This is a genomic window from Streptosporangium sp. NPDC048047 (genome assembly GCF_040653115.1).
Classification (GTDB): Bacteria; Actinomycetota; Actinomycetes; order Streptosporangiales; family Streptosporangiaceae; genus Streptosporangium.
Genome location: NZ_JBEZNH010000011.1, coordinates 135,579 through 157,948, shown reverse-complemented (window position 1 = coordinate 157,948; position 22,370 = coordinate 135,579). Strand labels below are relative to the sequence as shown.

The window sequence follows — 22,370 nt, the reverse complement described above, 5'->3', positions numbered from 1 at the left end:
GTCCGGGACGGGTCAGCTCGGGCTCTCGCTCGGGCTCTCGCTCGCGCCCTCGCTCGGACCTTCGCTCGCGCGGGCCTCGCGCACCAGGCGCAGGTGCTCCCGGATGACCGGCAGGGCGTCCTGCGCCAGCTTCCTCACCGCCGAGGAGGAGCCGTTGGTCAGCTCCCGGTCGAGGCGCTTGAGCGTCATGCGGTGGTCGGCGGCCTGCGCGGCCAGCCACGCGCTGTCGAAGGCCGGGCCGCTGAGGTTCGACAGCTTCTCGATCTGCTCGCGCTGCATCCGGTTCGGCCGGTCCGGCAGCTGCACGTCCGCCTGCTCCGCCACCGGCCGCAGCTTGTCGTCCAGGGCCGTGTGGTCGGTGATGAGCTTCTGGGCGATGTCCTTGACGTCCTGGGAGTCCGACTTCCTCAGCGCGAGCCTGCTCGACCGGATCTCGGCCAGGTTGCCGCGGTGCGCCTGGACCAGGAACTTCCTGTCCTGCTCGTTGAGGTTCGGCTGGGCCACGGCGGCCTGTACGGCGCCGCCCATCACGACGAGCATGGCGGCCAGCAGGACGACGATCCTTCTGATCATTGGGTCCCCCGTTCGGTGTGCGACTGAACAACCACCTCCTGACGACGTGCTCAGTTATCCACATTTATAGCTATATGAGGCGATAAATGATCAGAAAAGCCTGGTGATGACCGATCAACCACCCCGTACACGCCGCCCGGGAGATATCCCCGCCCCGGCGGGACGCCCAGCGGCGGAAGGGCGACGCCGTACGGCGCCGCCCGGACTCCCGCGTGCCCGCGGCAGTCCCGGACGGCGCCCCGGTCAGCCCTTGGCGACCGAGCAGGAGTAGTCGGCCGTTCCCGAGCCTCCGTACGCCTCCACCTCCAGGTAGTAGGTCCCCGATGACGTCGCGGTGTGGGCGAGCGACTCGTCGGCCCCGGCGCCGGCGTTGACGGACCGGGTGAGGGTGTTCCCCGAGGAGTCGAGCAGGTACAGGTCGGCGTCGTAGGCGGCCGGGACGGCGCAGCCGGCCGTCACCCGCTGCCCGGCGGTCAGGGTGAGCCTGAAGTAGTCGCGGTCGGAGGAGCTCTTCATGTCGCCGGTGACCGTCACCGGGTAGGTCAGGCCGGAGATGTCGTTCGCCGCGGTGCGGGAGTCGTTGGACTCGGCCTCGGCGAAGCCCGAGCCGCCGGTGGGGGGCGGGGTGGTGCAGTCGGTGACCGGCGTCCCGGAGTAGAGGTTCGCGTCGGCCACGCCGTCGGTGACGCTTCTGAGGTAGTAGCCGCACGTCGGCCGATGGGCGAAGTCGTAGGTCTGACCGGGGGCGATCTTCCAGATCTTGAAGCCGGAGAAGGTCAGCGGCCTCCCGGAGACGGCCTGTTCGGGCTGGTGGTCGCCGAGGACGACGTAGGCGGCGGCCCCGGAGAGGGTGGCGAGGCCGTCGCGGCCGATGTAGAGGGAACCGCCCTCCTCGACGCCCACCCCCCAGGCCTTGCCGCCGCTCACCAGCCCGTCCTTGACCGACCGCGCCACGAAGGCCATCAGGCGGCCCATCCGGTCACGGGCCACGAAGTGCGAGTCGTTGATCGTGTTCTGGTAGTTCGGCCAGCGGAACATGCCGGTGGTGAAGGTCATGGACCGGCGGTAGGGGTCGGCCAGGGCCTCGGCGGAGGTGACGCTGCCACCGCAGGCGTCGTAGACGACGTCGCTGTTGACGTGGTGGCCGGCGCTGCCGCCTCCGCTGCCACCGCCCTTGGCGACCACGGACTCCACCGACGCCTCCAGCGCCGTCCCCTTCCAGGCGACGTAGCGGCACTGGTCTCCGCCGGCGAAGTAGACGAACTCGGCGTTGCGGATGTCGGTGTTGGCCTGGGCGTCATTGCCGTCGCCGGTGGCGGTCAGGACGAGGGTGGTGCAGGAGTTGACGCCGGCGAGGCCCATGATGACGTCGCACTCGGGGGTGCCGGTGCCGGATCCGGCGATGACCGTGACGTCCAGGATGCCGGTTCCGCCCCGGATCGCGTCGATGGCCTTGCTCATGGTGGCGGTCACCACGCCTCCGGATCCGTTCATCACGAAGGCCGGACCGGACCAGCCGCTCCGACTGACGTCGGCGGAGCTTCCCCGGCGGACCCGGGTGACGGAGCGCGCGCGGGCCGGCGCGGCGAGGGTTCCGGCCGCCTGCCGTACGGCGTGCGCCCCGGCGGTGGACGCCGTGACAGACGCGGTGCCGGGCACGGCGGCGGAGGCGGCGGGCACGGTGACGAGTGCCGTGACGGGTGCGGTGCTCGCCCCCGCGGGGGCCGGGCCGAGTGACAGGGGGAGAAGGAGGGCCGGCGCCATGACGGCGAGCAACCGGAACCGACCGGAGACGGCCCGGGGGGCGGAACGGAACGGGCGGGAGGCGGACCGGGAAAGGGAACGGAACACGCGGAACGGGCCGGGAGGCCCGAAGAGGCGGGACGGCTCGGACGGCCGGGCGGGAGGGGTCGCCGCGGGGGGCGGGAGGGGGGACATGGGACCTCCGGGGGGACGGCACGATGAAACGCACGTTACATCCACTCGAACTACAGATAAAGACGTAATTTTCAGTACATTTTCCGAGTTCGGCCGGCCACCCAGGAGCCGAGCCCGCCATCCCGGAGGCGACCGGGACTCGATCGTTATATTTGTTACATCTTGGCAGGAATGCAGGGTTTCTGTAATATCCAGGCCACCCCCGCCCCCGATCCCCCGAGGTGTGACGTGCGCAGACACCGCCTTCTGCTGACCGGCCTCTTCCTGCTCGGCGCCGCCGCGTGCGGCCAGACCACCTCCGGCGCGCCCGCGGACGCCGGCGGCGCCTCCGCCGCGGGGACCGCGCCGAAGCCCCAGACGGTCGCCGGTGTCTCCATCACCGCCGACCCGGCCCTCACCGCCCTGCTGCCCGACGCGATCAGGAGCGCCGGCAAGGTCCGCGTCGCCACCGACGCGCCGTACCCGCCGTTCGAGATGTTCGTCTCCGAGGGCGGCACCGAGCTGACCGGCATCGACTACGACCTCGGCCAGGCGCTCGGCGCCAGGCTGGGCGTGCGGTTCGAGTTCGGCCAGCAGAAGTTCGACGGCATCATCCCGGCCATCCAGGCCGGGCAGTACGACGCGGTCATGTCGGCGCTCACCGACAACAAGGAGCGCCAGCAGGTGCTCACCTTCGTCGACTACTCCGTCTCCGGCACCGGCATCCTCGTCAGGAAGGGCAACCCGGAGAAGATCACCGCCCACACCGACCTGTGCGGCAAGGCCGTCGCCGCGCAGGCCGCCACCAACCAGTCGAAGCTGATCGACAAGTGGCAGCCCGACTGCAAGGCCGCGGGCAGGCCGGAGATCTCCAAGAAGGAGTACCCCAAGGACACCGACGCCCAGCTCGCCATCAAGGCCGGCACGGTCGTCGCCAGCCTGCAGACCAAGCCCGCGGCCATCTACACCGCCAAGACCGCCGACGGCGGCGCCGCCTTCGAGGCCGTCGACGACCCGGCCGCCATGGGCGGCTACAACGCCTCCCCCAACGGCATCGGCGTGGCCAAGGCGAACCAGCCGCTCGCCCAGGCCGTCCAGAAGGCGCTGCAGTCCCTCATCGACGACGGCACATACGGGAAGATCCTGGCCGGGTACGGCGCCGAGTCGATCGCCGTGAAGACCGCCACGATCAACGCGGCCGTGGACTAGGCCGTGCAGGACACCTCATCCCGCCCCGCCGCCCCGAACGCGGCGGGCGACGCCGCCGACGTCAGGGCGGTCCCCGTCCGGCACTACGGCCGGTGGGTCGCCGCGGCGGCCGTGCTGTTCCTGCTCGCCGCGCTCGTCAGGTCACTGATCGCCAACCCCAACCTCGGCTGGCCGACGATCAGGTCCTACCTGTTCAAGGACGTGATCCTCCAGGGCCTGGTGACCACCGTCTGGCTCACCGCCGCCGCGATGGCCCTCGGCCTGCTCGGCGGCACCGTCATCGCCGTCATGCGGCTGTCCAGGAACCCGGTGCTGTCGATCACCTCCGGGGCGTTCGTCTGGCTGTTCCGCGGCACGCCACTGCTGGTGCAGATCCTGTTCTGGGGATTCTTCGGGATCTTTTACGCCGACATCCAGCTCGGCGTCCCCTTCACCGGCATCGTCTTCTGGTCGGCCCCCACCAACCAGGTGATCACCCCGATGGTCGCGGCCCTGCTGGCGCTGGGCCTGAACGAGATGGCCTACGCCGCCGAGATCATCAGGGCCGGCATCCAGTCGGTGGACCACGGCCAGACCGAGGCCGCCCACTCCCTGGGCATGTCGCCGCTGCTGACCATGCGCCGCGTGGTGCTGCCGCAGGCCATGCGGGTGATCGTGCCGCCGATGGGCAACGAGACGATCAACATGCTCAAGACCACCGCGCTGGTGTCGGTGATCTCCGCCGCCGAGATGATGACGCAGATCCAGCGGATCTACAGCCAGAACTACCAGACGATCCCGCTGCTCATCGTGGCGAGCGTCTGGTACCTCGTGCTGACCACCCTGCTGTCGGTCCCGCAGTCCTACCTTGAGCGGCGCTTCGGCCGGGGCGTCACCGGGAGCGGACCCGGCGTGTTCCAGCGCATGATCGGAGGAACCCGGTGACGATGGTCCTGGCCGAGAACGTGCGCAAGCGCTTCGGCAGGCTGGAGGTCCTCAAGGGCATCGACCTCGCGGTGGAGCAGGGCCAGGTCATGTGCCTGCTCGGGCCGAGCGGCTCGGGCAAGAGCACCTTCCTGCGCTGCGTCAACCACCTGGAGAAGATCGACGGCGGCCGGCTGTCGGTGGACGGCGAGCTGGTCGGCTACGCCGAACGCGGCGGCCGGCTGCACGAGCTGCGGGAGAAGGAGATCGCCCGCCGGCGCCGCGACATCGGCATGGTCTTCCAGCGGTTCAACCTCTTCCCCCACATGACCGCGCTGGAGAACATCGTCGAGGCCCCGATCCGGGTCCGCGGCGAGTCGAAGGCCGACGCCCTGCGGCACGGCCGCGAGCTGCTGGCCAGGGTCGGCCTCGCCGACAAGGAGCGCGGCTACCCCGGGCAGCTGTCCGGCGGCCAGCAGCAGCGGGTGGCGATCGCCCGCGCCCTGGCCATGCGGCCCAAGCTGATGCTCTTCGACGAGCCGACCTCCGCCCTCGACCCCGAGCTGGTGGGCGACGTGCTGGACGTCATGCGCGACCTCGCCCGCGACGGCATGACCATGATCGTGGTCACCCACGAGATCGGCTTCGCCCGCGAGGTCGCCGACACCGCCGTGTTCATGGACGGCGGCGTGGTGGTGGAGGCCGGCGACCCGCGTCAGGTCCTCGCCGAGCCCCGGCACGAGCGCACCCGCGCCTTCCTGTCCAAGGTCCTTTGACTACTCCCCGCCTTGAAGGACGGGGATTCCGGCCCTCGCAGGCCGGGGTTCCTGCTTCGCCGGCGACCGCACCCGGGAGGAACCGGAGTGTCTGACGTCGCCTCCACAGGCCGACACGGCAAGACCTGCCGCCAGAATGTTCTTCGCGGCGTTGACGTCCCGGTCGTGCCGGGTGCCGCAGTCCGGACACGTCCAGTGCCGGGTGGAAAGATTCAGTGTGGCGAGCAGATGCCCGCACGCCGAACAGGTCTTGCTGGACGGATGCCAGCGGTCGATCACGATCAGGTGGCGGCCGTGTTTGGAAGCCTTGTACTCCAGCAGGCGGCGGAAGGCGCCCCAGCCGCAGTCGGAGATGGCCTTGGCCAGGGACCGGTTGCGGATCATGTTCGCAACGGCGAGGTCTTCGATCACGTCGTGGTCGCGGACCAGCCGGGCCGAGGCGCGGTGCAGGAAGTCGGCGCGGGAGGCGCGGACCTTGCGGTGCGCGCGGGCGACCTTCGCCTTGGCCTTGGCCCGGTTGCTGGAGCCGCGCTGCTTGCGGGCCATGCGCCGCTGGTAGCGGGCCAGGTTGCGTTCCCGCTTGGCCAGGTGGCGCGGGTTGGCGATCTTCTCGCCGTCGGAGGTGACGGCGAAGGCGGTGATCCCGAGGTCCACGCCCACCATCCGGCCGGTCGCCGGGGCCTGCTCGGGGTCGTCGACGTCGACGGCGAAGGAGGCGTACCAGCGCCCGTCCGGGTCCCGCGAGACGGTCACCGTGGTCGGGTCGATCGTGGCCGGGTCGATGTCGGGCCAGGACCACACGAACGCCAGCGGGGCCTCCATCTTCGCCAGAAACAGGCGCCCGTCGCGGTAGCGGAAGGCCGAGCGGGTGTATTCGGCGCTCTGCCGTCCGGTGCGGGACTTGTAGCGCGGGTACCTGGCGCGCCCTGCGAAGAAGTTGCTGAAGGCGACCTGCTGGTGGCGGATGGCCTGCTGCAAGGGGACCGACGACACCTCGTTCAGCCACGCCAGCTCATCGGTGGCCTTCATCGCCGTGAGGTGGGCGCTGGCCTGGGTGAAGTTCGTCGTGACCCGCTCGCCGCGGTAGCGGGCGTGCCGCCAGGCCAGGGTGTGGTTCCACACCACGCGCACGCAGCCGAACGTACGGCTCAGCACCGCTGCCTGCTCGGGGGTGGGATAGGCCCGCACCTTGTAGGCCGTACGCATGTTCGAACCTTATGGGAAATCGCTGTATCCGGTAGGCCGTTTGGCGCTGTGCCGTGTTTCCTCCCGGCTCTGAAGGACCGGGTTTCCACGCTCAAGGAGTTTTGATGAACCTCGCCGACTACCTCAGCGACCTGGAGACCCTGGTCAACATCGACTCCGGCTCCTACGACGCGGCCGGCGTCGACAAGGTCGGCGACTTCGTGGCCGCGCGGCTGACCGCGCTCGGCTGCCGGGTCGAGCGCCGTGCGGTCTCCCCCGGTACGGGCGACATCGTGATCGGCCGCAGGCGCGGCGCGGGCGGCCCGCGCGTCCTGCTGCTCGCCCACATGGACACCGTCTTCGAGGCCGGCACCGCCGCCGCCCGCCCGTTCTCCACCGACGGCCGCCGCGCCTACGGGCCGGGCGTCTGCGACGACAAGGGCGGCCTGCTCGCCGGGCTGTACGCGCTGGAGACGGTGCTGCGGCGCGGGCGGGAGCCGTACGGCGAGCTGATCTTCTGCTGCTCCCCCGACGAGGAGGTCGGCGGCGCGGGCAGCCGCGCGGTCATCGAGGGCCTCGCCCGGGAGAGCGACCACGCGCTCTGCCTGGAGTGCGCCCGGGAGAACGGCGACCTGGTCAGGGCCCGCAAGGGCGTCGCGGACCTGACGATCACCGTCGAGGGCCGGGCCGCGCACGCCGGCATCGAGCCGGAGCGCGGCGCCGACGCAGCCCTGGCCGCCGCCCACCTGGTCATCGGCCTGCACGCGCTCAACGGCCTGGCCGACGGCGTGACCGTCAACGCCGGGGTCGTCCGGGCCGGCTCCCGGCCGAACATCGTCTGCCCCGAGGCGACGATCGAGGCCGAGATCCGGGCGGGCGCCCTGCGCGACCTGGACGCCGCGCTGCACGCCGTGGACCTGCTGGCCGCCGTACCGCAGGTGCCCGGCACCCGGGCCACCGTACGGCGCGGCACGGTCTGCCCGCCGATGGAGACCACGCCCGCGTCGCTGCGCATGCTCGACCTGGCCCGCGCCATCGCCCGCGACGCCGGTTTCACGCTGGAGGCGGCGGCCACCGGCGGCGTGGGCGACGCCAACCTCACCGCCGGGGCCGGCACCCCCACCCTCGACGGGCTCGGCCCGATCGGCGGCGCCGACCACTCCGAGGACGAGTGGCTCGACCTGTCCAGCGTCGAGCCCCGCGTCATGCTCTTGGCCGACCTCATCGAACGACTCGCGGAGGCATCATGATCACTGCTCTCATCAGGGGGGCCGCCGCCGTGCTCCTCGCCGGCGCGCTGGCCGCGACGGCCGCCGCCGCGCCCGCCGGGGCACAGGCGAAGGCGCAGGACCGGGAACGGGACGGCGGCGGCACGCTGGTGCTCGTCGGCGGCGGCCTGAAGGACGGCAACGCCGAGATCTACGGCGAGATCGTCCGCCGCGCGGGCGGCCCGGTCGCCCGGTTCGGGGTGATCACCGCCGCCTCGGTGCCGCCCAGCCAGGACCCCGACGCCGGCACGCCCGACGCGGCCAACAGCGAGGCCAACGGGGCGTTCTACGCCGGCCTGCTGACCCGGTACGGCGCGGGCTCGGCCGAGTGGCTGCCGATCGACCTCGACCACCCCGACGCCGCCGACTCCCCCGAGCTGGCCGCGAAGGTGCGGACGATGACCGGCTTCTTCTTCGGCGGCGGCGACCAGTACCGCTACGTGCGGACGATGATCCGCGACGGCCGCGACTCGCCCGTCCTCGCGGCCATCCGCGACCGGCTGGAGCACGGCGCGGTCGTCGCGGGCAGCAGCGCCGGCGCGCAGATCCAGGCCGGGCCCGACATGGTGACCGGCGGCGAGTCCTACGAGGGCCTGCGCGACGGCGCCCGCCCGGGATACTTCGACGATTCCACCGTCCTCGCCTACCACCCGGCCGGCGGCTTCGGGTTCTTCCGGCACGGCCTGCTCGACACCCACTTCTCGGTGTACGGCAGGCAGGGCCGGGCCGTCCGGCTGGCCGCCGACACCGGCCACGACCGGGTGTTCGGCCTGGACGAGAACACCGCGCTGCTGGTCACCGGCGTCGGCACCCGCCGCGAGGACGTCCGGGTGATCGGCGAACACGGGGTCTCGGTGCTCGACCTCTCCCGGGCCCGAGTCACCCGGAACCCGTGGTCGATCGACGGCGTGAGCTGGAGCCACCTGACCCGGGGCGACCGGTGGACGCCCCAGGGGGTGCGCACCGCCCCCGGCAAACGGCCCGACCGGCCCGAGGACCGGACCGCCCGCCCGGCGAGCCAGGACGTCTTCGACTCCCCCGCGGGCACCGGCGACGGCTACGAGCTGTTCGACGTCGCCCGGGACCTCGCCACCGCCGGGCGCTCGCGCTCGGTGACCGGCTACACCCTGGAGACCGGCCCGCGCTTCGCGGTCACGCTCACCGAGCCGCACGGGTTCCGCTCCCGCACCGACGGGTCCTTCACCGGGCTGCGCCTGGCCGTCGCACCGGCCTGACCGCGCCCGGCCGGCCGGTACCGCCACGGGCAGAGGGCGGGCCGACCGGTCCGGCGCGAGTGGACACCGGCGCCGGACGGCGAACATCATCTTCACGGCGGGGGCGTCGCGCCCCCGCCCCGTCACCCGGGGAAAGGAATCGCGGCATGGCGCGGATCAGCGACATGATCAGGGAGCGGCTGGGCGAGTGCAGCCCGGCCGAGCGCAAGGTCGCCCGCGCCCTGCTCGCCTCCTATCCCGCCGCCGGGCTTGAGACCGTCGCCCGGCTGGCCGAGCGCGCCGGGGTGAGCGCGCCGACCGTGCTCCGGTTCGCCGGGCGGCTCGGCTTCGGGGGCTTCCCCGAGTTGCAGGACGCCCTCCGCGCCGAACTGGGCGAACGCGACGCCTCACCGGCCACCCTGTACGAGGCCACCGGGTACGGCTCGCGCGACTCCTCCTCGGCCGAGCTGCTGCAGCGGGCGGGCCGGGCGTTCGGCGACTCCGTCGCCCAGACCTTCGCCGACATGCCGCCCGGCGACCTGCAGGCCGCGATCGATCTGCTGGCCGACCCCTCCCGCAGGATCCTCATCACCGGGGGCCGCTTCAGCGGGCTCCTCGGCCACTACCTCGCCCTGCACCTGATCCAGATGCGCGGCAACGTCTGCCCGCTGCCCGAGGCGAAGGTCGAACGCACGGCCGTCCTCGCCGGGACCGGGCGCAAGGACGTCCTGGTCGTCCTCGACTACCGCCGCTACGAGCCGGAGTCGCTGGAGCTGGCCCGCTACGTCCGCGACCGGGGGGCCCGGGTGGTGCTGCTCACCGACCCGTGGCTGTCGCCGATCGCCTCGATCGCCGACGTCGTGCTGCCGGGCCACGTCGGGGCGCCCTCGCCGTACGACAGCCTGGTCCCCACGCTGGCGGTGATCGAGACGGTCGTCGCGGGCGTCCTGACCGCCCTCGGCCCGGCCGGGCACGACCACCTGCGCCGCAACGAGGAGGTCGCCCGCGCCGCCGGCCTGTACGGCTGACCGGCGCCGCCGCGTCGGCCGGGAGCGGCGGGATCGGCGTTCACCCGCTGTCCTCCGCCGATACACCGCTAAGGTGGCCGATGATCCCTCACCCCCTCCGGGCGGGTGACGTCTTCCGCGCGCCGAGCGCCGAGCCATGTACAGGAGAACCGATGACCGGCCCGACGGCCACCGTCGACGTGGTGGTCCTCACCATGAACGACCGGCCCGCCGAGTTCCCCAGGGCGATGGAGTCCCTCCTCGCCCAGCGCGGAGTCGATCTGCGCGTGGTCATCGTGGGCAACGGGGTGGAGCCCGACCACGTGCCGGACGGCGTGCGCACCGTCGCCCTGCCCGCCAACGTGGGCATCCCCGGGGGCCGCAACGTCGGCGCCGACGCCCTCTCCGGCCCCGGCGCCGGCGAGTTCGTCTTCTTCTTCGACAACGACGCCGTCCTGCCCGCCCCGGACGTGCTGGCGCGGCTCGTCGCCGAGGCCCGCCGCCGTCCCGGGGCGGCCTACATCCAGCCGCGCATCGCCGATCCCGGCTCCGGGGTCACCCTGCGCCGCTGGGTGCCGCGGCTGCGGGCCGGTGAGGCGACCCGGCCGGGCGTCGTCACCGTCATGGCCGAGGGCGTCGTGCTCGTGCGCCGCGCCGACTACGAGGAGGCCGGGGGCTGGCCGGGCCGGTTCTTCCTCTTCCACGAGGGGGTGGACCTGGCCTGGCGGCTGTGGGACCTCGGCCGCACCGGCTGGTACGCGCCCGGCGTGGTCGTCCACCACCCCGCCACCGACCCCGCCCGGCACGCCGGCTACTACCGGCTCGTCGCCCGCAACCGGGTCTGGCTCGCCTACCGCCGCCTGCCCCTCCCCCTGATCCCCGTCTACCTGGTGGTCTGGACGCTGCTCAGCGTCGCCCGGATCCGGTCCCGCGCGCACCTCGCCGTATGGGCCGCCGGTCTGCGGGAGGGCCTGGCGGGCGGGCACGGGACGCGCCGTCCGATGTCCTGGACCACGGTGCTGCGTCTGCTCCGCGCCGGCCGCCCGCCGATCGTTTAGCGCCGGTTCCCGTACGGCGGGGCGGGCCGGCCGTACGGCGCGGCGGCGTCCGTTCCGCGGCTCACGCCTGGCGGGTGGGGTTCCGCGGTTCACGCCTGGCGGGTGGGCAGGACGACGATCTGGCGCAGGTTGACGTGGCGGGGGCGGCTGGTCACGTAGGCGACGAGGTCGGCGATCTCGCCGGCCGACAGCGAGCCGAGCGCGGCGGCCATCTCCTTGAGCAGGCCCTCCTCCCCCAGTTCGGGGTTGTCGACGTGCGAGCCCAGCTCGGTGTCGGTCAGGCCGGGCTCGATGTTGGTCACCCGCACGTCCCGCGGCCCGAGCTCGGTGCGCAGCGACGCCGACAGGTGGGTCAGCGCTGCCTTGGTCGCGGCGTAGACGGTGTAGCCGGGGAAGAGCGAGTGCGCGCCGATCGAGGAGATGTTCACCAGGTCGGCGACGTCCCCGCGGGCCGCGGCGGCGACGAGGTCGGCGGTGAACGCGCGGATGATCCGCAGGGCGCCGGTGACGTTGGTGTCGATCATCCGGGTCCACTCGTCGGCGCGGCCGTCGTCGATCGGGTTGGCCAGCATCACGCCGGCGGCGTTGACCACCAGGTCGGCCGCGCCCAGCTCGGCGTGGACACGGGCGGCTCCGGCGTCGACGGACGCCTGGTCGGTGACGTCCACGGCCACGGCGATCGCCCGGCCGCCGTCCCGCTCGATCTCGGCGGCGAGCTCCTTGAGACGGTCCTCGCGGCGGGCCAGCAGCGCCACGCGGGCACCGCGCGCGGCCAGCAGCCGGGCGGTCGCGGCGCCCATGCCGCTCGCGGCCCCGGTGACGACGGCGGTGCGGCCGGAAAGGGAGGTGTGGTCCACGATGTTCTCCAGGTTCTGCCAGGTTCTGCATGGTTCGGTGAAGTCCTGCGAGGTCCCCGCCCGGGTCTCCCTGGGGTTTTCCGGGGTCTCGCTCCGGGATGTCCTCCCGGTGTGAGATCACTGTGCCGCCGGCCGCGCCGTCTACCCAGAGCACCGGTTTTCCTGGGTCTGCGGTTACCACCTTCGCGGGCGGTGTCCCTCGGCAACGGGACGGCCACCCGGCCGCTCCCCTCCTCTGCGGCCCCGGTCCCGCCGCGCCACGGCGGGCCGCGACCCGGCCGCTCCCGCCCGTACCGTGGCGGACCATCGCGCCGGAACCGTACCGGGACCACCGCTAAGGTCGCGGGCATGGAGGGAACCAATCTGGACGAACTCGGCGGCTTCCTGCGGTCCCGCCGTGCCCGTATCCGGCCAGAGGAGGTGAACCTGCCGGACGCGGGTCGGCGGCGGCGGGTGCCCGGACTGCGCCGCGAGGAGGTCGCCCTGCTCGCCGGGGTGAGCGTCGACTACTACGTCCGGCTGGAGCAGGGACGCGGGCACAACGTCTCGGACGCCGTGCTCGACGCGGTCGCCCGCGTGCTGCGGCTCGACGCGACCGAGCGGGCGCACCTGTACGACCTGGCCCGGCCGCCGCGCGAGGCGGAGCCGCCGGCCCCGGCCGCCGTCCGGCCGCAGGTCCAGACGATGCTGGACGCCCTGCAGGCCCCCGCCTTCGTGCTGGGCCGGTACATGGACGTCCTGGCGTGGAACGCGCTGGGCGACGCCGTCGCCGGCTTCTCCGCGATGCCGCCCGGCGAGCGCAACATGGCCCGGCAGGCGTTCCTGGACCCCGCCGCCCGGACGATCTACCCGCGCTGGACGGAGGTCGCGACCGAGACCGCGGCGTACCTGCGGCTGGACGCGGCGCGCCACCCGGGCGACCCCCGGATGGCCGCCCTGGTCGCGGAGCTGTCCGCGGGCAACCCCGGGTTCCGGGACCTGTGGGAGGACCACACGGTCCGGGAGAAGGCGGGCGGCCGCAAGCTGATCCGCCATCCGGTCGCCGGCCTGCTCGACGTCGGCTACGAGACGCTGGCCCTGCCCGGCGACCCCGACCAGCTGATCGTCGTCTACGTGGTGGCCCCGGACTCGGCGGAGGCGGAGACGCTCGCGTCCCTCGCCGCCGCGGGCCGGAGCGGGCGCGGCTGACCCGCCGTGCGGAGGGCCGCCCGCGCCGCCCGGCCGTACGGCCGCGGCGCACCGGCGGGGTTCGACCTGCGGAGGGTGCGGGTCACGGCATCAGGACGATCTTCCCGGTCGCCCGGCCGCTCTCGCTGAGCTCGTGGGCCCTGGCCGCCTGCTCCAGCGGCAGGACCTCCTCGACGGCGACGCGTAGGGCCCCGCCGGTCACCAGTGCGGCGAGGTCCGCGAGGTCGGTACCCGAGGGGGTGAAGCCGAACTCGACGAACCGGAGGCCGCGCGCCCGTGCCAGCTCCCGTACGGCGGTGCGGTCCGGACCGCTGCCGCGGACGTCCACGAGCGTCCCGCCGGGCGTGAGGGTGTCCAGCGAGCGGGGCCCGTAGTCTCCGGCGATGGGATCGAACACGACGTCGACGTCCCGCACCGCCTCGGCGAAGTCGGTCCGGGTGTAGTCGACGAGTTCGTCGGCGCCCAGGTCGCGCAGGAACGCGTGCTTGGCCGCGCGGGCCGTGCCGATCACGTGGGCGCCACGTGCCTTGGCGATCTGGACGGCGAGATGGCCGACCCCGCCCGCCGCGGCGTGGACCAGCACGCGCCGCCCCGCGTCCACCGGGGCGGCCCGTGTCAGCGGCTGCCAGGCGGTGAGTCCTGCGGTCGGCAGCGCCGCGGCGTGGACGTGGTCGAGGCCGGGCGGCACGGCGGCCAGCCACTCCTGCGGCACGACCGTGTACTCGGCGTGGGAGCCCCGGGGTGGGAAGGCGTTGCCGAACACCGCGTCGCCGGGGCGGAACCGTGTCACCCCCGCACCCGTGGCCTCCACCGTCCCGGACAGGTCCAGACCCAGCGTGAGGGGCGGCTCGCCGAGTCTCCGCACGGTCCCTGAGCGGATCCGCCAGTCGGCGGGATTCACCCCGGCGGCGCGCACGCGGACCAGGACCTCCCCGGGCCCCGGCTCCCCCTTCCGGTCTCGACGATCTCCAGCACCTCCGGGCCGCCGTAGGTCCGCTGGCTCACGGCGCGCATCTGTGCGGGCATCTGCATCTCTCCCCATGGACGTGTGTCTGCGTGATCTCGGCGTCCATGCTGATGGGAGAAGGTATCTGTTGTGAAGAAGGCACCTTTCCGATATCTAGATACCTCATGGATACCGCCTCCGCCCCGCCCACCGAATGCTGGACCGCCGCCTACCGCCGCGACTGCCCCTCGCGCACCGTCGTCGAGGTGCTCGCCAACAAGTGGTCCCTGTACGTCCTCGCCGCGCTGCGGCGCCGGAACGGGCCGATGCGGTTCAACGAGCTGCGCCGGCTCCTCGACGGCATCACACAGAAGATGCTGACCCAGACGCTGCGCTCACTGGAGCGCGACGGCCTCGTCCGCCGCACCGTCTACCCCACCGTGCCGCCCCGGGTGGAGTACGCCCTGACCGGCCTGGGGGTCGAGGCCGGGCGGCTGACCGCCGCGATCGCCGAGTGGTCGACGGCGCACGCCCGGGAGATCGTCGCCGCCCGCGAGGTGTTCGACGCCCGCGCCGCCGTCCCGCCGGCACCCGTCCCGGCGGATCGCCTCTGAAAAGGATTCGGAACTCCGTGAGGCGCACCCTGACGCGGAGATCTCCTCGTGATCTGTCTCTAACCCAGAGGGCGCGTAGACGCCCACGAGGTGGGCGCTCACGCACCGGAGGACCGGCGAGCCGGGCGAGATCGCCATGGTCTACGACCGCCTCCGCTGAGTCGGCCGATCACCGTCGCCCACGGCCGGACCGGCCTCACGCCGGGTCACAGCAGCACGGCGGCCCACAGGGCGGTGTGCGCGTCGAGGTGGTCGGCGGTCGCCTTCCAGTAGGGGCCGTCCTCGGTCCAGATGCGGGCCCATGGCTCGCGGCCCCGGCGGGCGCCGTCGCGCAGCAGGTCGTACATGGCGCGGGCCCGGCGGCCCAGCATGGCGGCCAGGGCCGGTCGCGCCTCCCCGGCGAGGCCGTAGCCGTCGACGAGGGCGCGCAGCCGGGCGGCCGATTCCTCCGGCGGGCGGCGGTCGCCGAGGCCGCCCATGCTCTGGGCGGCGTAGGCCAGCTCCCACAGTCGCGAGGCCGGGGCGGCGGCGTCCCAGTCGATCAGCACCCAGCCCCGGGGTGCCCTGATGAGGTTCCACGGGGCGGCGTCGTTGTGGCAGACGAGCTCCTCGGCGTCCGGGAGGATGACCCGGTTCCACACCGCCGGCTCCGGCGGTGTGAAGCCGGCCGCGGCAGCGTGCAGGTCGGCCAGCAGGCTGCCGATCTCCGCCAGCTCGGTCATGGTGTAGGTACCGGTCACGTCGCCGGTCCGCCCGGGGACGTACTCCAGGACCTGGCGGCCCTTGTCGTCGCGGCCCAGCGGGCGGGGCGCGCCGGTGAAACCGGCGTTGTGGAGGTGGAGCAGGAAGGCGTCCACCGTGCCGGTCCACGGCCCGGCCGGACGGCGCACGGTGTCACCGATCCGCACGACATCGGTGGTGGCGTTGCCGGGCAGGGGCTCCTCGGTCTCCGTCATTCCGGGATCATATGCACCGGTCCGGGGGTCCTCGCCATGGCGAGGACCCCCGGGATCATCAGCCGCGGGCGGACTCCCCCGAACCCGGGGAACGGTCCACGCCGCCCGCGCCGAAACCGGGACCGGCGGCAGGGCCGGGGGCACCCGAGGGCAGGCCCAGGGCGGCCGAGAGCCTGCGGGCCGTCTCGGCGACGGCGGTTCCCATCTCCCTCAGCCGGGGCTCGGCGGTGGCGCGGGTGACCGACACGCTGATGGCGGCCACGATCAGCCCCCGGTGCTCCCGCACCGGCGCCGAGACCCCGGCGGCGCTGTCCTCCAGCTCGACGTCGGTCACCGCGTATCCGGCGGCCCGCACATGCTCGATGTCGGCCAGCCACTGCTCCTCGCCGCCGATCGAGGAGTCCAGGCCGCCGGGGAGTGCGGCTCGGAGCAGCCCGCGGATCTGCTCGTCCTCCCAGTCCGCGAGGAGTGACCGCCCCGCGGCCGCCATGACCACCGGGACGGAGACGCCCTCCCAGACCCGGTGGTAGGCCCGGGACGACGGCACCGATGACAGTGTGAGAACCGTCTCACCGCGCAGCACGCACAGGTGCGTGTCCTCGTCGAAGAGCGTGGCCAGATGCCGCAGGAAGGGCTCGGCCACCCGGACGAGCCTCGACTGCTGGGTCCGCGCCGCGAGTGAGAACAGCCGCCAGCCCAGGCGGTAGCGGCGCGTCACCGGGTCACGCTCCACCATGCCCTCGGCTTCGAGTGCGCGCAGCGCCCGTGAGACCTGGCTCTTCTCCCTGCCCAGGCGCTGGGCGATCCAGTTGACGCCGAATCCGTCGGCGTCCGGGCCGTCCCCGTGACCGGCGAGCACCTCGAGGATCTCCATGTCCCGGCGCAGCCCGGCCGAGGACACCGCCTTCTCGCTCATCCCCATCCGTTCATAACGAAAGCATTGCGTTATGTTGCGACAGCTGCAACTTATTTTGCGATGAATGCAACCAAACGCATACGTTTACAAGTCCTGCAAGCGTAAGCGAAGGTGGTTCCCCCATGAACTTTGGCGAGTACGTGGTCTCTCGCTGGGACACTCTCTCGCTGGCCGCCGCCGAACACGTCCTCGCCGTGGCGATCGCGATCGGCGTCGCCGCGCTCGTCGGGATCGGGACGGGCCTCCTCGTCCACGAGACGCCGAGGGCCCGGAACGCCTCGCTGACGCTCTCCGCGGCGGTCCTGACGGTCCCCTCCCTCGCCCTGCTCACCCTGCTGATCCCCCTCACCGGCCTCGGCTGGGGCTCCACGCTCGTCGCGCTGACCGCGTACGCGCTCCTGCCCATCATCCGCAACACGGTGACGGGGCTGAACGGCGTGGACGCCACCACGGTGGAGGCCGGGCGCGGGATGGGCATGAGCCGTACCCGCGTCCTGATGAAGGTGCGGCTCCCACTGGCCTGGCCGCTGATCCTGACCGGGGTGCGCGTCTCGACACAGATGATCATCGGCATCGCGGCGATCGCGGCCTACGTCGACGGGCCGGGCCTCGGCACGCAGATCTTCGAGGGGCTCTCCCGGCTCGGGTCGGTGAACGCTCTCAACGCCACGCTCGCGGGAACGCTCGGCATCGTGGTCATCGCCGTGCTGTTCGACCTGTTCTTCTACGCCGTTCGCCAACTGACCGTCCCCAGGGGGCTCCGTGTTCGACACTGAGACAGAGGGCGCGCGCATCGAACTGCGCGCGCTGACCAAGCACTATCCCGGGCAGTCGGCGCCCGCGGTCGACGGCATCGACCTCGACATCCCCGCCGGGGAGCTGGTGGTCTTCGTCGGCCCGTCCGGCTGCGGCAAGACGACCACCATGAAGATGATCAACCGCCTGGTCGAGCCCACGTCGGGCGAGATCCGCATCGGCGGCGAGGACGTCCTGAGCCTGCAGCCCGACGAACTCCGCCGGCACATCGGCTACGCCATCCAGCAGGTGGGCCTGTTCCCCCACCTGACGATCGGGCAGAACATCGGGCTGGTGCCCAAGCTGCTGGGCTGGCCGACGAAGCGGATCGCCGCGCGGGTGGAGGAGCTCCTCTCGCTGGTGAACCTGGAGCCGTCGCAGTTCCACGACCGCCACCCCCGCCAGCTGTCCGGCGGCCAGCAGCAGCGCGTGGGCGTCGCCCGGGCGCTGGCGGCCGACCCGCCCGTGATGCTGATGGACGAACCGTTCGGCGCGACCGACCCCATCACGCGCGAGCACCTGCAGAAGGAGTTCGTCCGGCTGCAGAAGCGCCTGCGTAAGACGATCATCTTCGTCACCCACGACTTCGAGGAGGCCATCAAGCTGGGCGACCGCATCGTCGTGCTCCGGGAGCGCTCGCACATCGCGCAGTACGCCACCCCGGCCGAGATCCTCGCCCACCCCGCCGACGACTACGTCGCCGGCTTCGTCGGCCAGGACGCCACGCTCAAGCGGCTCGCGCTGCTGCGCGTGGAGGACGTGACGCCGGCCGGGCCGCCCCAGCCGGTCGGGTTGCCGCAGGTCGCGGCCGGGACGAGCCTGCGCGAGGCCCTGGACGTCATGATCGCCCACGGCTCCGACCGCTGCAGCTCCCCCTCCGGCGTCCTCACCTACGCCGCGCTGTGCGGGGCCGTGGGAACCGGACGGCCTCCGTCCCCCGGGCGGGAGCCGGAGGCGGAGCCCTCCCTCCCCGCGCCGGAGAAGGCAGTGGCCGGTGGCCGCTGACACCCTCACCGCCGGCGTCCCCGACTCCGAAGCGGCACAGACCCTGAAGACCCCGGGCACCCCCGAAGCCCTCGACGCCACCGGCGCCCTCACCGCGGGCGCGGCGCGGCCGTCCCGGCGCGCCACGCGCCTGCGCCTCCTCCTCACCCCCGCCGCCGTGTGCGCCGTACTGGCCGTCCTGTACGCCTGGGTGAGCGCCCAGGATCTCGACTCCATCGAACGGCGCAGCCTCAACGGGCCGGTGATCCTGGCCAAGGCCGTGGAGCACCTGCAGATGACCCTCGCCGCGACCGCGCTCGTGGTGGTCATCGCGATCCCGCTGGGCATCGTCGCCTCCCGCTCCCGCAACCGGATCATCACGCCGGTCATCCTCACCGCGGCCAACCTCGGCCAGGCGGTGCCGTGCATCGGGCTCCTCGTCCTGTGCACCTTCCTGCTGGGGGTGGGCTTCCAGACCGCGCTGGTCGGGCTGGTGGCGTACTCCGTCCTGCCGGTCCTGCGCAACACGATGGTCGGGGTCCAGCAGGTGGACCCGGCGCTCGTCGAGGCCGCCCGCGGGATGGGCATGACCAGGGGCCAGGTGCTACGCCGGGTGGAGCTCAGGCTCGCCGTGCCCGCGATCCTCGCCGGGCTGCGCACCGCGCTCGTGCTGACCGTCGGCGTCGCCACGCTCGGCGCGTTCGTCGCCGCGGGCGGTTTCGGCGAACTGATCATCAACGGTCTCAAGCTGAACCGGATGCCCGTCACCGTGGTCGGCGGCGTGCTGACCGCGTGCATCGCCTTCCTGATCGACTGGCTCGGCGCGCTCGCCGAGGACGTGCTCAGACCCCGTGGCCTCTGACCCGCGACGGCCTGGCCCGGCCGGTCCCTGTCCCTTCCCCATACGAGAACGAAGAGGTGTCCTTTCCATGCGTTCCCATCCCCTCCGTGATACGGCCCCCCTCCGCAGGACGGCCGCCGCGCTCGCCGCCGCGGCGCTGACCCTCACCGCCGTGAGCGCCTGCGGCTCCGCCGAGGCCGTCGAGACCGCCGCCGCGGGCGACGAGCTCTCCGGGGCGAAGTTCGTCGTCGGCTCCAAGGACTTCACCGAGAACATCGTCCTCGGCAAGATCGCGGTGCAGGTGCTGAAGGCGCACGGGGCCGAGGTCGTCGACAAGACCAACCTCGGCGGCACCGTCCCCAACCGCAAGGCGCTGGAGTCCAAGGCGATCGACATGTACTGGGACTACTCCGGCACCGGGTGGATCGAGCACCTGAAGAACGCGAAGCCCATCCAGGACTCGGCCGAGCAGTTCAAGGCCACCGCCGCGGCCGACCTCGCCGAGAACGGGATCCACTGGATCGGCCCGACCCCGCTGAACAACACCTACGCCCTGGCGATCCGCTCGGAGAAGGCCCAGGAGCTGGGGGTCAAGACGCTCTCCGACGTGGCCGAGCTGGCGAAGACCAAGCCGGAGGAGGTCACGCTGTGCATCGAGACGGAGTTCTCCACCCGCGACGACGGCCTGCCGGGGCTGTCCAAGGCCTACGGCATGGACATCCCGAAGAACCGGGTCAGCCTGCTGGACACCGGCGTCGTCTACACCGAGACGGACAAGGGGAAGACCTGCAACTTCGGTGAGGTGTTCACGACCGACGGGCGCATCGCCTCCCTCGGCCTCACCGTGCTGGAGGACGACAAGAAGTTCTTCCCGGTCTACAACGCCGCCGTGACCCTGCGGGAGGACGTCTACAAGAAGTACCCGGCGCTGGAGAAGGTGCTCCAGCCGGTGATCGCCAAGCTGGACGACGCCACGATGCAGAAGCTCAACGCCGAGGTCGACGTCGAGGGCAGGGAGCCCGGCAAGGTCTCCGCCGACTGGCTCGACCAGCAGGGCTTCCTCGGCGGCAAGGCCTGACGGCACTGAGGCCGCTGAGGCCGCTGAGGCCGCTGAGGCCCCGGCGGCCTCGACGGCCTCGACGGTCCCGGCGGCGGCCCGCCGGCACGGCGTCGCGGGACGTCACGGTGCCGGCGGTACGGCCGGCCGCCCCGCCGTAGCGGCACGGACCGCCCTCAGCAGGGGTGGTGCCCCGAGACGGTGTCGCGCAGCGCGCGGATCGCGTCAGCCAGCCGTTCCGGGGCGCCCTCGGCGGCGGGCCCCGGCTCGGCGGGGACACGCCGCCGGCGGATGGACTCGGCGATCTCCTCCAGGGAGTCGGCCATCGTCCGCACCGCCTCCGGCGGCGGCGGGGGCGCGCCGTACTCGGCGCGCGCCACGGTGGCGGCCGTGGTGTCGGCCACCTTCTCCAGCGCGGTCATCGCGGGCATCCAGGTGGTGATCCGCCTGCTGACGGCGGGCGGCTCGGTCACCGCGCGCTGGAAGACCGCCCGCAGGTCCGCCATGGCCTCGTAGGCCCTGCGGCGGCGCACCGGCCGGTCGGGGCTGCCGGGGTCGAAGGCGTCGCGCAGGTAGCGCGCGGTGGCCGACACGGCGTCGGCGAAGGCCCCCCGGACCGGGGCGTGCCAGCTCCCCGGCCACGGCAGGTAGCCCAGCAGCAGCACGATCAGGCACCCGGCGAGGGTGTCCACCAGGCGGATCTCCGCCAGCCGCGGCCCGCCACGGGTCAGCAGGTCCACCAGGAACAGCACCAGCGGCGCCTGGAAGGTCGACATCAGCCCCCAGTTGCGCTGCAGGCCGTACGGGATGAGCGCGGCGAACACCGCGATCGGGACGAGGATCAGCGGGCCGTACGGGATCACCAGGAGCACCACGACGGCGACGAGGGTGCCTGCGAACGTGCCGAGGGCCCGCTGCAGGGCCCTCGCGAACACCGACCCGAAGTCGGGCTTGAGCACCAGCGCGACGGTCAGCACCATCCAGTAGGACCGCTCGAACAGGCCGAACCCGCTGACCGCGGCGGCCACGCCCATGCACAGGGCGAGCCGGACGGCGTACAGGCGGGTGAAGTGGCCGTACCACATCTTCGCCCAGGCCTTGCGGAACCGCTCGCCGTGGCCGACCGGCCGGTACGGCAGCTGCTCGGCCTCGACGTCGCCGCCGGAGGCCAGCTCGACGGCCCCGTCCACGGCGGAGTTCAGCGCCCGCAGCGCGGGCGAGTCGCCACCGGGGCGCGGCGGCCGGTGCGGCGGCCGGCCCTCGTCCAGCGCCGCGACGATCTCCTCGACGGCGGCGGCCGTCTCCCCCGGCGGGTCGAGCCCCTCCTGGCCGAGGGAGATCAGCGCGTTGCGGATCAGTGACGCCTGGTTCAGCAGCGCGATCAGCCGGGTCTGCGCGGGGTCCTGGCCCGCGGAGGCGGAGCGGGCGCCGAAGACGGCGTCATAGCCGCTCTCCAGCGCGGCGTCGAACGCGGCCAGGGCGTCGGCGTCGCGGTCGTCGATCAGCCGGCCGAGCGCCCGGTAGACCTGGACGGTCGCGGTCTCCTCCGGGTTCCGCGAGCGCAGCGGCCGGTCCGCCACGCCGAGCACGATCACCCAGGCCGTGCCGAGCAAAAACAGCGCGGCCCCGGAGAGGGGGCCGCCGGGCAGCGGGATGCCGCTGCCGATCACGGCCATCACCAGGAGCTGCAGGCCCGCCAGCGACCCCTTGGCCCCGACGGTGCTGATCAGCGCCGAGGCCACCGAGACCACCATGATCACCGGGACCGTCCACCAGCCGTGGCCGCGCACCGTCGCGCCGATGGCGTAGCCCGCCGCCCCGCCGAGACCGACCAGGCCGATCCGGGCGACCTTCTCCCGGTACGGCCCGCCCCGGTCGGCCAGGCCGGGGCCCATCGCCCCCATGGAGGGCAGCAGGCCCAGCGTGACGTTCCCGGCGGCGGCGCCCACGAGGAGCGGGGCGGTCACCGCGAGGGCCATGCGGATCATCGGCCACCAGGCGGGTTTCGCCGGGGCGGGCCGTACGGTCTCCACCAGCCAGCCCGGCGCCGCGTCGGCCAGCCGGTCGGCGGCGGAGCGGAACAGGCGGGGCATCGTCGGCGACCGT

At 73.0% G+C, this 22,370-nt stretch carries 22 protein-coding genes; 13 read left to right on the top strand and 9 right to left on the bottom strand.

The window, feature by feature from the left end; genetic code table 11:
• Window positions 1-12: 12 nt before the first annotated feature.
• Window positions 13-573, bottom strand: coding sequence for a DUF4142 domain-containing protein (locus tag AB0D67_RS12915; RefSeq protein WP_362933216.1), 561 nt, complete (start codon window positions 571-573; stop codon window positions 13-15).
• Window positions 574-816: 243 nt separating this feature from the next.
• The gene (locus AB0D67_RS12910; RefSeq protein WP_362933213.1) at window positions 817-2,337 is read right to left on the bottom strand and encodes a pre-peptidase C-terminal domain-containing protein; all 1,521 of its coding nucleotides are present in this window, start codon (window positions 2,335-2,337) and stop codon (window positions 817-819) included.
• Window positions 2,338-2,739: 402 nt separating this feature from the next.
• On the opposite strand from AB0D67_RS12910, the gene AB0D67_RS12905 reads away from it, so the two are divergent.
• Genes AB0D67_RS12905 through AB0D67_RS12895 form a run of 3 tightly spaced genes read left to right on the top strand, consistent with a single transcriptional unit; the run spans window position 2,740 to window position 5,378 of the window.
• Window positions 2,740-3,699 (top strand): ABC transporter substrate-binding protein, encoded by a 960-nt coding sequence (locus AB0D67_RS12905; RefSeq protein WP_362933210.1) that lies wholly within the window; start codon window positions 2,740-2,742, stop codon window positions 3,697-3,699.
• 3 nt (window positions 3,700-3,702) lie between these two features.
• Window positions 3,703-4,623 carry an amino acid ABC transporter permease gene (locus AB0D67_RS12900; RefSeq protein WP_362933207.1) on the top strand — a complete coding sequence of 307 codons (921 nt, stop codon included), beginning with the start codon at window positions 3,703-3,705 and terminating at the stop codon, window positions 4,621-4,623.
• 2 nt (window positions 4,624-4,625) lie between these two features.
• Window positions 4,626-5,378: an amino acid ABC transporter ATP-binding protein gene (locus AB0D67_RS12895; protein WP_362933353.1), complete on the top strand. Its 753-nt coding sequence runs from the start codon at window positions 4,626-4,628 to the stop codon at window positions 5,376-5,378.
• Here AB0D67_RS12895 and AB0D67_RS12890 read toward each other — a convergent pair whose 3' ends face one another.
• Window positions 5,379-6,584, bottom strand: coding sequence for an RNA-guided endonuclease TnpB family protein (locus AB0D67_RS12890; RefSeq protein WP_362933203.1), 1,206 nt, complete (start codon window positions 6,582-6,584; stop codon window positions 5,379-5,381).
• A gap of 104 nt (window positions 6,585-6,688) precedes the next feature.
• Between AB0D67_RS12890 and AB0D67_RS12885 the strand changes: the two genes are divergently transcribed.
• The 4 genes from AB0D67_RS12885 (at window position 6,689) to AB0D67_RS12870 (ending at window position 11,110) form a co-directional block, all read left to right on the top strand.
• Window positions 6,689-7,813, top strand: coding sequence for a M20 family metallopeptidase (locus AB0D67_RS12885; protein WP_362933201.1), 1,125 nt, complete (start codon window positions 6,689-6,691; stop codon window positions 7,811-7,813).
• Window positions 7,810-9,066 (top strand): cyanophycinase, encoded by a 1,257-nt coding sequence (locus AB0D67_RS12880; RefSeq protein WP_362933198.1) that lies wholly within the window; start codon window positions 7,810-7,812, stop codon window positions 9,064-9,066. Before AB0D67_RS12885 ends, AB0D67_RS12880 begins: the two co-directional genes overlap by 4 nt.
• A 146-nt stretch (window positions 9,067-9,212) precedes the next feature.
• Entirely contained in the window at window positions 9,213-10,073 is an 861-nt protein-coding gene (locus tag AB0D67_RS12875; RefSeq protein WP_362933195.1) for a MurR/RpiR family transcriptional regulator, read from the top strand.
• A 152-nt stretch (window positions 10,074-10,225) separates the two neighbouring features.
• The gene (locus tag AB0D67_RS12870; protein ID WP_362933192.1) at window positions 10,226-11,110 is read left to right on the top strand and encodes a glycosyltransferase; all 885 of its coding nucleotides are present in this window, start codon (window positions 10,226-10,228) and stop codon (window positions 11,108-11,110) included.
• Between the two features lie 89 nt (window positions 11,111-11,199).
• On the opposite strand, the gene AB0D67_RS12865 is transcribed toward AB0D67_RS12870, so the two are convergent.
• Entirely contained in the window at window positions 11,200-11,967 is a 768-nt protein-coding gene (locus AB0D67_RS12865) for an SDR family oxidoreductase (protein WP_362933189.1), read from the bottom strand.
• Between the two features lie 348 nt (window positions 11,968-12,315).
• Between AB0D67_RS12865 and AB0D67_RS12860 the strand changes: the two genes are divergently transcribed.
• Window positions 12,316-13,155 carry a helix-turn-helix transcriptional regulator gene (locus AB0D67_RS12860; protein ID WP_362933186.1) on the top strand — a complete coding sequence of 280 codons (840 nt, stop codon included), beginning with the start codon at window positions 12,316-12,318 and terminating at the stop codon, window positions 13,153-13,155.
• 82 nt (window positions 13,156-13,237) lie between these two features.
• Here the strand turns inward: AB0D67_RS12860 and AB0D67_RS12855 are convergent, their stop codons facing one another.
• Together AB0D67_RS12855 and AB0D67_RS12850 are read right to left on the bottom strand one after the other, a co-directional pair.
• The gene (locus AB0D67_RS12855; protein WP_362933183.1) at window positions 13,238-14,071 is read right to left on the bottom strand and encodes an NADP-dependent oxidoreductase; all 834 of its coding nucleotides are present in this window, start codon (window positions 14,069-14,071) and stop codon (window positions 13,238-13,240) included.
• Window positions 14,053-14,181, bottom strand: coding sequence for a hypothetical protein (locus AB0D67_RS12850; RefSeq protein ID WP_362933180.1), 129 nt, complete (start codon window positions 14,179-14,181; stop codon window positions 14,053-14,055). The genes AB0D67_RS12855 and AB0D67_RS12850 overlap by 19 nt, the downstream gene beginning before the upstream one ends.
• A gap of 105 nt (window positions 14,182-14,286) precedes the next feature.
• Between AB0D67_RS12850 and AB0D67_RS12845 the strand changes: the two genes are divergently transcribed.
• On the top strand, window positions 14,287-14,715 hold the full coding sequence (locus tag AB0D67_RS12845; protein WP_362933177.1) for a helix-turn-helix domain-containing protein: 429 nt from the start codon (window positions 14,287-14,289) through the stop codon (window positions 14,713-14,715).
• Window positions 14,716-14,921: 206 nt separating this feature from the next.
• On the opposite strand, the gene AB0D67_RS12840 is transcribed toward AB0D67_RS12845, so the two are convergent.
• The gene (locus AB0D67_RS12840) at window positions 14,922-15,671 is read right to left on the bottom strand and encodes a phosphotransferase (RefSeq protein WP_362933174.1); all 750 of its coding nucleotides are present in this window, start codon (window positions 15,669-15,671) and stop codon (window positions 14,922-14,924) included.
• Between the two features lie 58 nt (window positions 15,672-15,729).
• On the bottom strand, window positions 15,730-16,587 hold the full coding sequence (locus AB0D67_RS12835; protein WP_362933171.1) for an IclR family transcriptional regulator: 858 nt from the start codon (window positions 16,585-16,587) through the stop codon (window positions 15,730-15,732).
• Between the two features lie 122 nt (window positions 16,588-16,709).
• On the opposite strand from AB0D67_RS12835, the gene AB0D67_RS12830 reads away from it, so the two are divergent.
• From AB0D67_RS12830 to AB0D67_RS12815, 4 genes are all read left to right on the top strand, one after another.
• Entirely contained in the window at window positions 16,710-17,363 is a 654-nt protein-coding gene (locus tag AB0D67_RS12830; RefSeq protein WP_362933168.1) for an ABC transporter permease, read from the top strand.
• Window positions 17,350-18,387, top strand: a complete 1,038-nt coding sequence (locus AB0D67_RS12825; protein ID WP_362933165.1) for an ATP-binding cassette domain-containing protein — start codon at window positions 17,350-17,352, stop codon at window positions 18,385-18,387. Before AB0D67_RS12830 ends, AB0D67_RS12825 begins: the two co-directional genes overlap by 14 nt.
• The gene (locus AB0D67_RS12820; RefSeq protein WP_362933162.1) at window positions 18,377-19,228 is read left to right on the top strand and encodes an ABC transporter permease; all 852 of its coding nucleotides are present in this window, start codon (window positions 18,377-18,379) and stop codon (window positions 19,226-19,228) included. The genes AB0D67_RS12825 and AB0D67_RS12820 overlap by 11 nt, the downstream gene beginning before the upstream one ends.
• Window positions 19,229-19,295: 67 nt before the next feature.
• The gene (locus tag AB0D67_RS12815) at window positions 19,296-20,285 is read left to right on the top strand and encodes a glycine betaine ABC transporter substrate-binding protein (RefSeq protein ID WP_362933159.1); all 990 of its coding nucleotides are present in this window, start codon (window positions 19,296-19,298) and stop codon (window positions 20,283-20,285) included.
• A 155-nt stretch (window positions 20,286-20,440) separates the two neighbouring features.
• On the opposite strand, the gene AB0D67_RS12810 is transcribed toward AB0D67_RS12815, so the two are convergent.
• Window positions 20,441-22,357 carry an FUSC family protein gene (locus tag AB0D67_RS12810; protein ID WP_362933156.1) on the bottom strand — a complete coding sequence of 639 codons (1,917 nt, stop codon included), beginning with the start codon at window positions 22,355-22,357 and terminating at the stop codon, window positions 20,441-20,443.
• Window positions 22,358-22,370 lie beyond the last annotated feature (13 nt).

Coding starts and splice junctions, on each gene's coding strand:
- AB0D67_RS12915 (WP_362933216.1), bottom strand. CDS start 573: ATGATCAGAAGGATCGTCGTCCTGCTGGCCGCCATGCTCGTCGTGATG.
- AB0D67_RS12910 (WP_362933213.1), bottom strand. CDS start 2,337: ATGGCGCCGGCCCTCCTTCTCCCCCTGTCACTCGGCCCGGCCCCCGCG.
- AB0D67_RS12895 (WP_362933353.1), top strand. CDS start 4,626: ATGGTCCTGGCCGAGAACGTGCGCAAGCGCTTCGGCAGGCTGGAGGTC.
- AB0D67_RS12890 (WP_362933203.1), bottom strand. CDS start 6,584: ATGCGTACGGCCTACAAGGTGCGGGCCTATCCCACCCCCGAGCAGGCA.
- AB0D67_RS12885 (WP_362933201.1), top strand. CDS start 6,689: ATGAACCTCGCCGACTACCTCAGCGACCTGGAGACCCTGGTCAACATC.
- AB0D67_RS12880 (WP_362933198.1), top strand. CDS start 7,810: ATGATCACTGCTCTCATCAGGGGGGCCGCCGCCGTGCTCCTCGCCGGC.
- AB0D67_RS12875 (WP_362933195.1), top strand. CDS start 9,213: ATGGCGCGGATCAGCGACATGATCAGGGAGCGGCTGGGCGAGTGCAGC.
- AB0D67_RS12870 (WP_362933192.1), top strand. CDS start 10,226: ATGACCGGCCCGACGGCCACCGTCGACGTGGTGGTCCTCACCATGAAC.
- AB0D67_RS12860 (WP_362933186.1), top strand. CDS start 12,316: ATGGAGGGAACCAATCTGGACGAACTCGGCGGCTTCCTGCGGTCCCGC.
- AB0D67_RS12850 (WP_362933180.1), bottom strand. CDS start 14,181: ATGCCCGCACAGATGCGCGCCGTGAGCCAGCGGACCTACGGCGGCCCG.
- AB0D67_RS12845 (WP_362933177.1), top strand. CDS start 14,287: ATGGATACCGCCTCCGCCCCGCCCACCGAATGCTGGACCGCCGCCTAC.
- AB0D67_RS12840 (WP_362933174.1), bottom strand. CDS start 15,671: ATGACGGAGACCGAGGAGCCCCTGCCCGGCAACGCCACCACCGATGTC.
- AB0D67_RS12835 (WP_362933171.1), bottom strand. CDS start 16,587: ATGAGCGAGAAGGCGGTGTCCTCGGCCGGGCTGCGCCGGGACATGGAG.
- AB0D67_RS12830 (WP_362933168.1), top strand. CDS start 16,710: ATGAACTTTGGCGAGTACGTGGTCTCTCGCTGGGACACTCTCTCGCTG.
- AB0D67_RS12815 (WP_362933159.1), top strand. CDS start 19,296: ATGCGTTCCCATCCCCTCCGTGATACGGCCCCCCTCCGCAGGACGGCC.
- AB0D67_RS12810 (WP_362933156.1), bottom strand. CDS start 22,357: ATGCCCCGCCTGTTCCGCTCCGCCGCCGACCGGCTGGCCGACGCGGCG.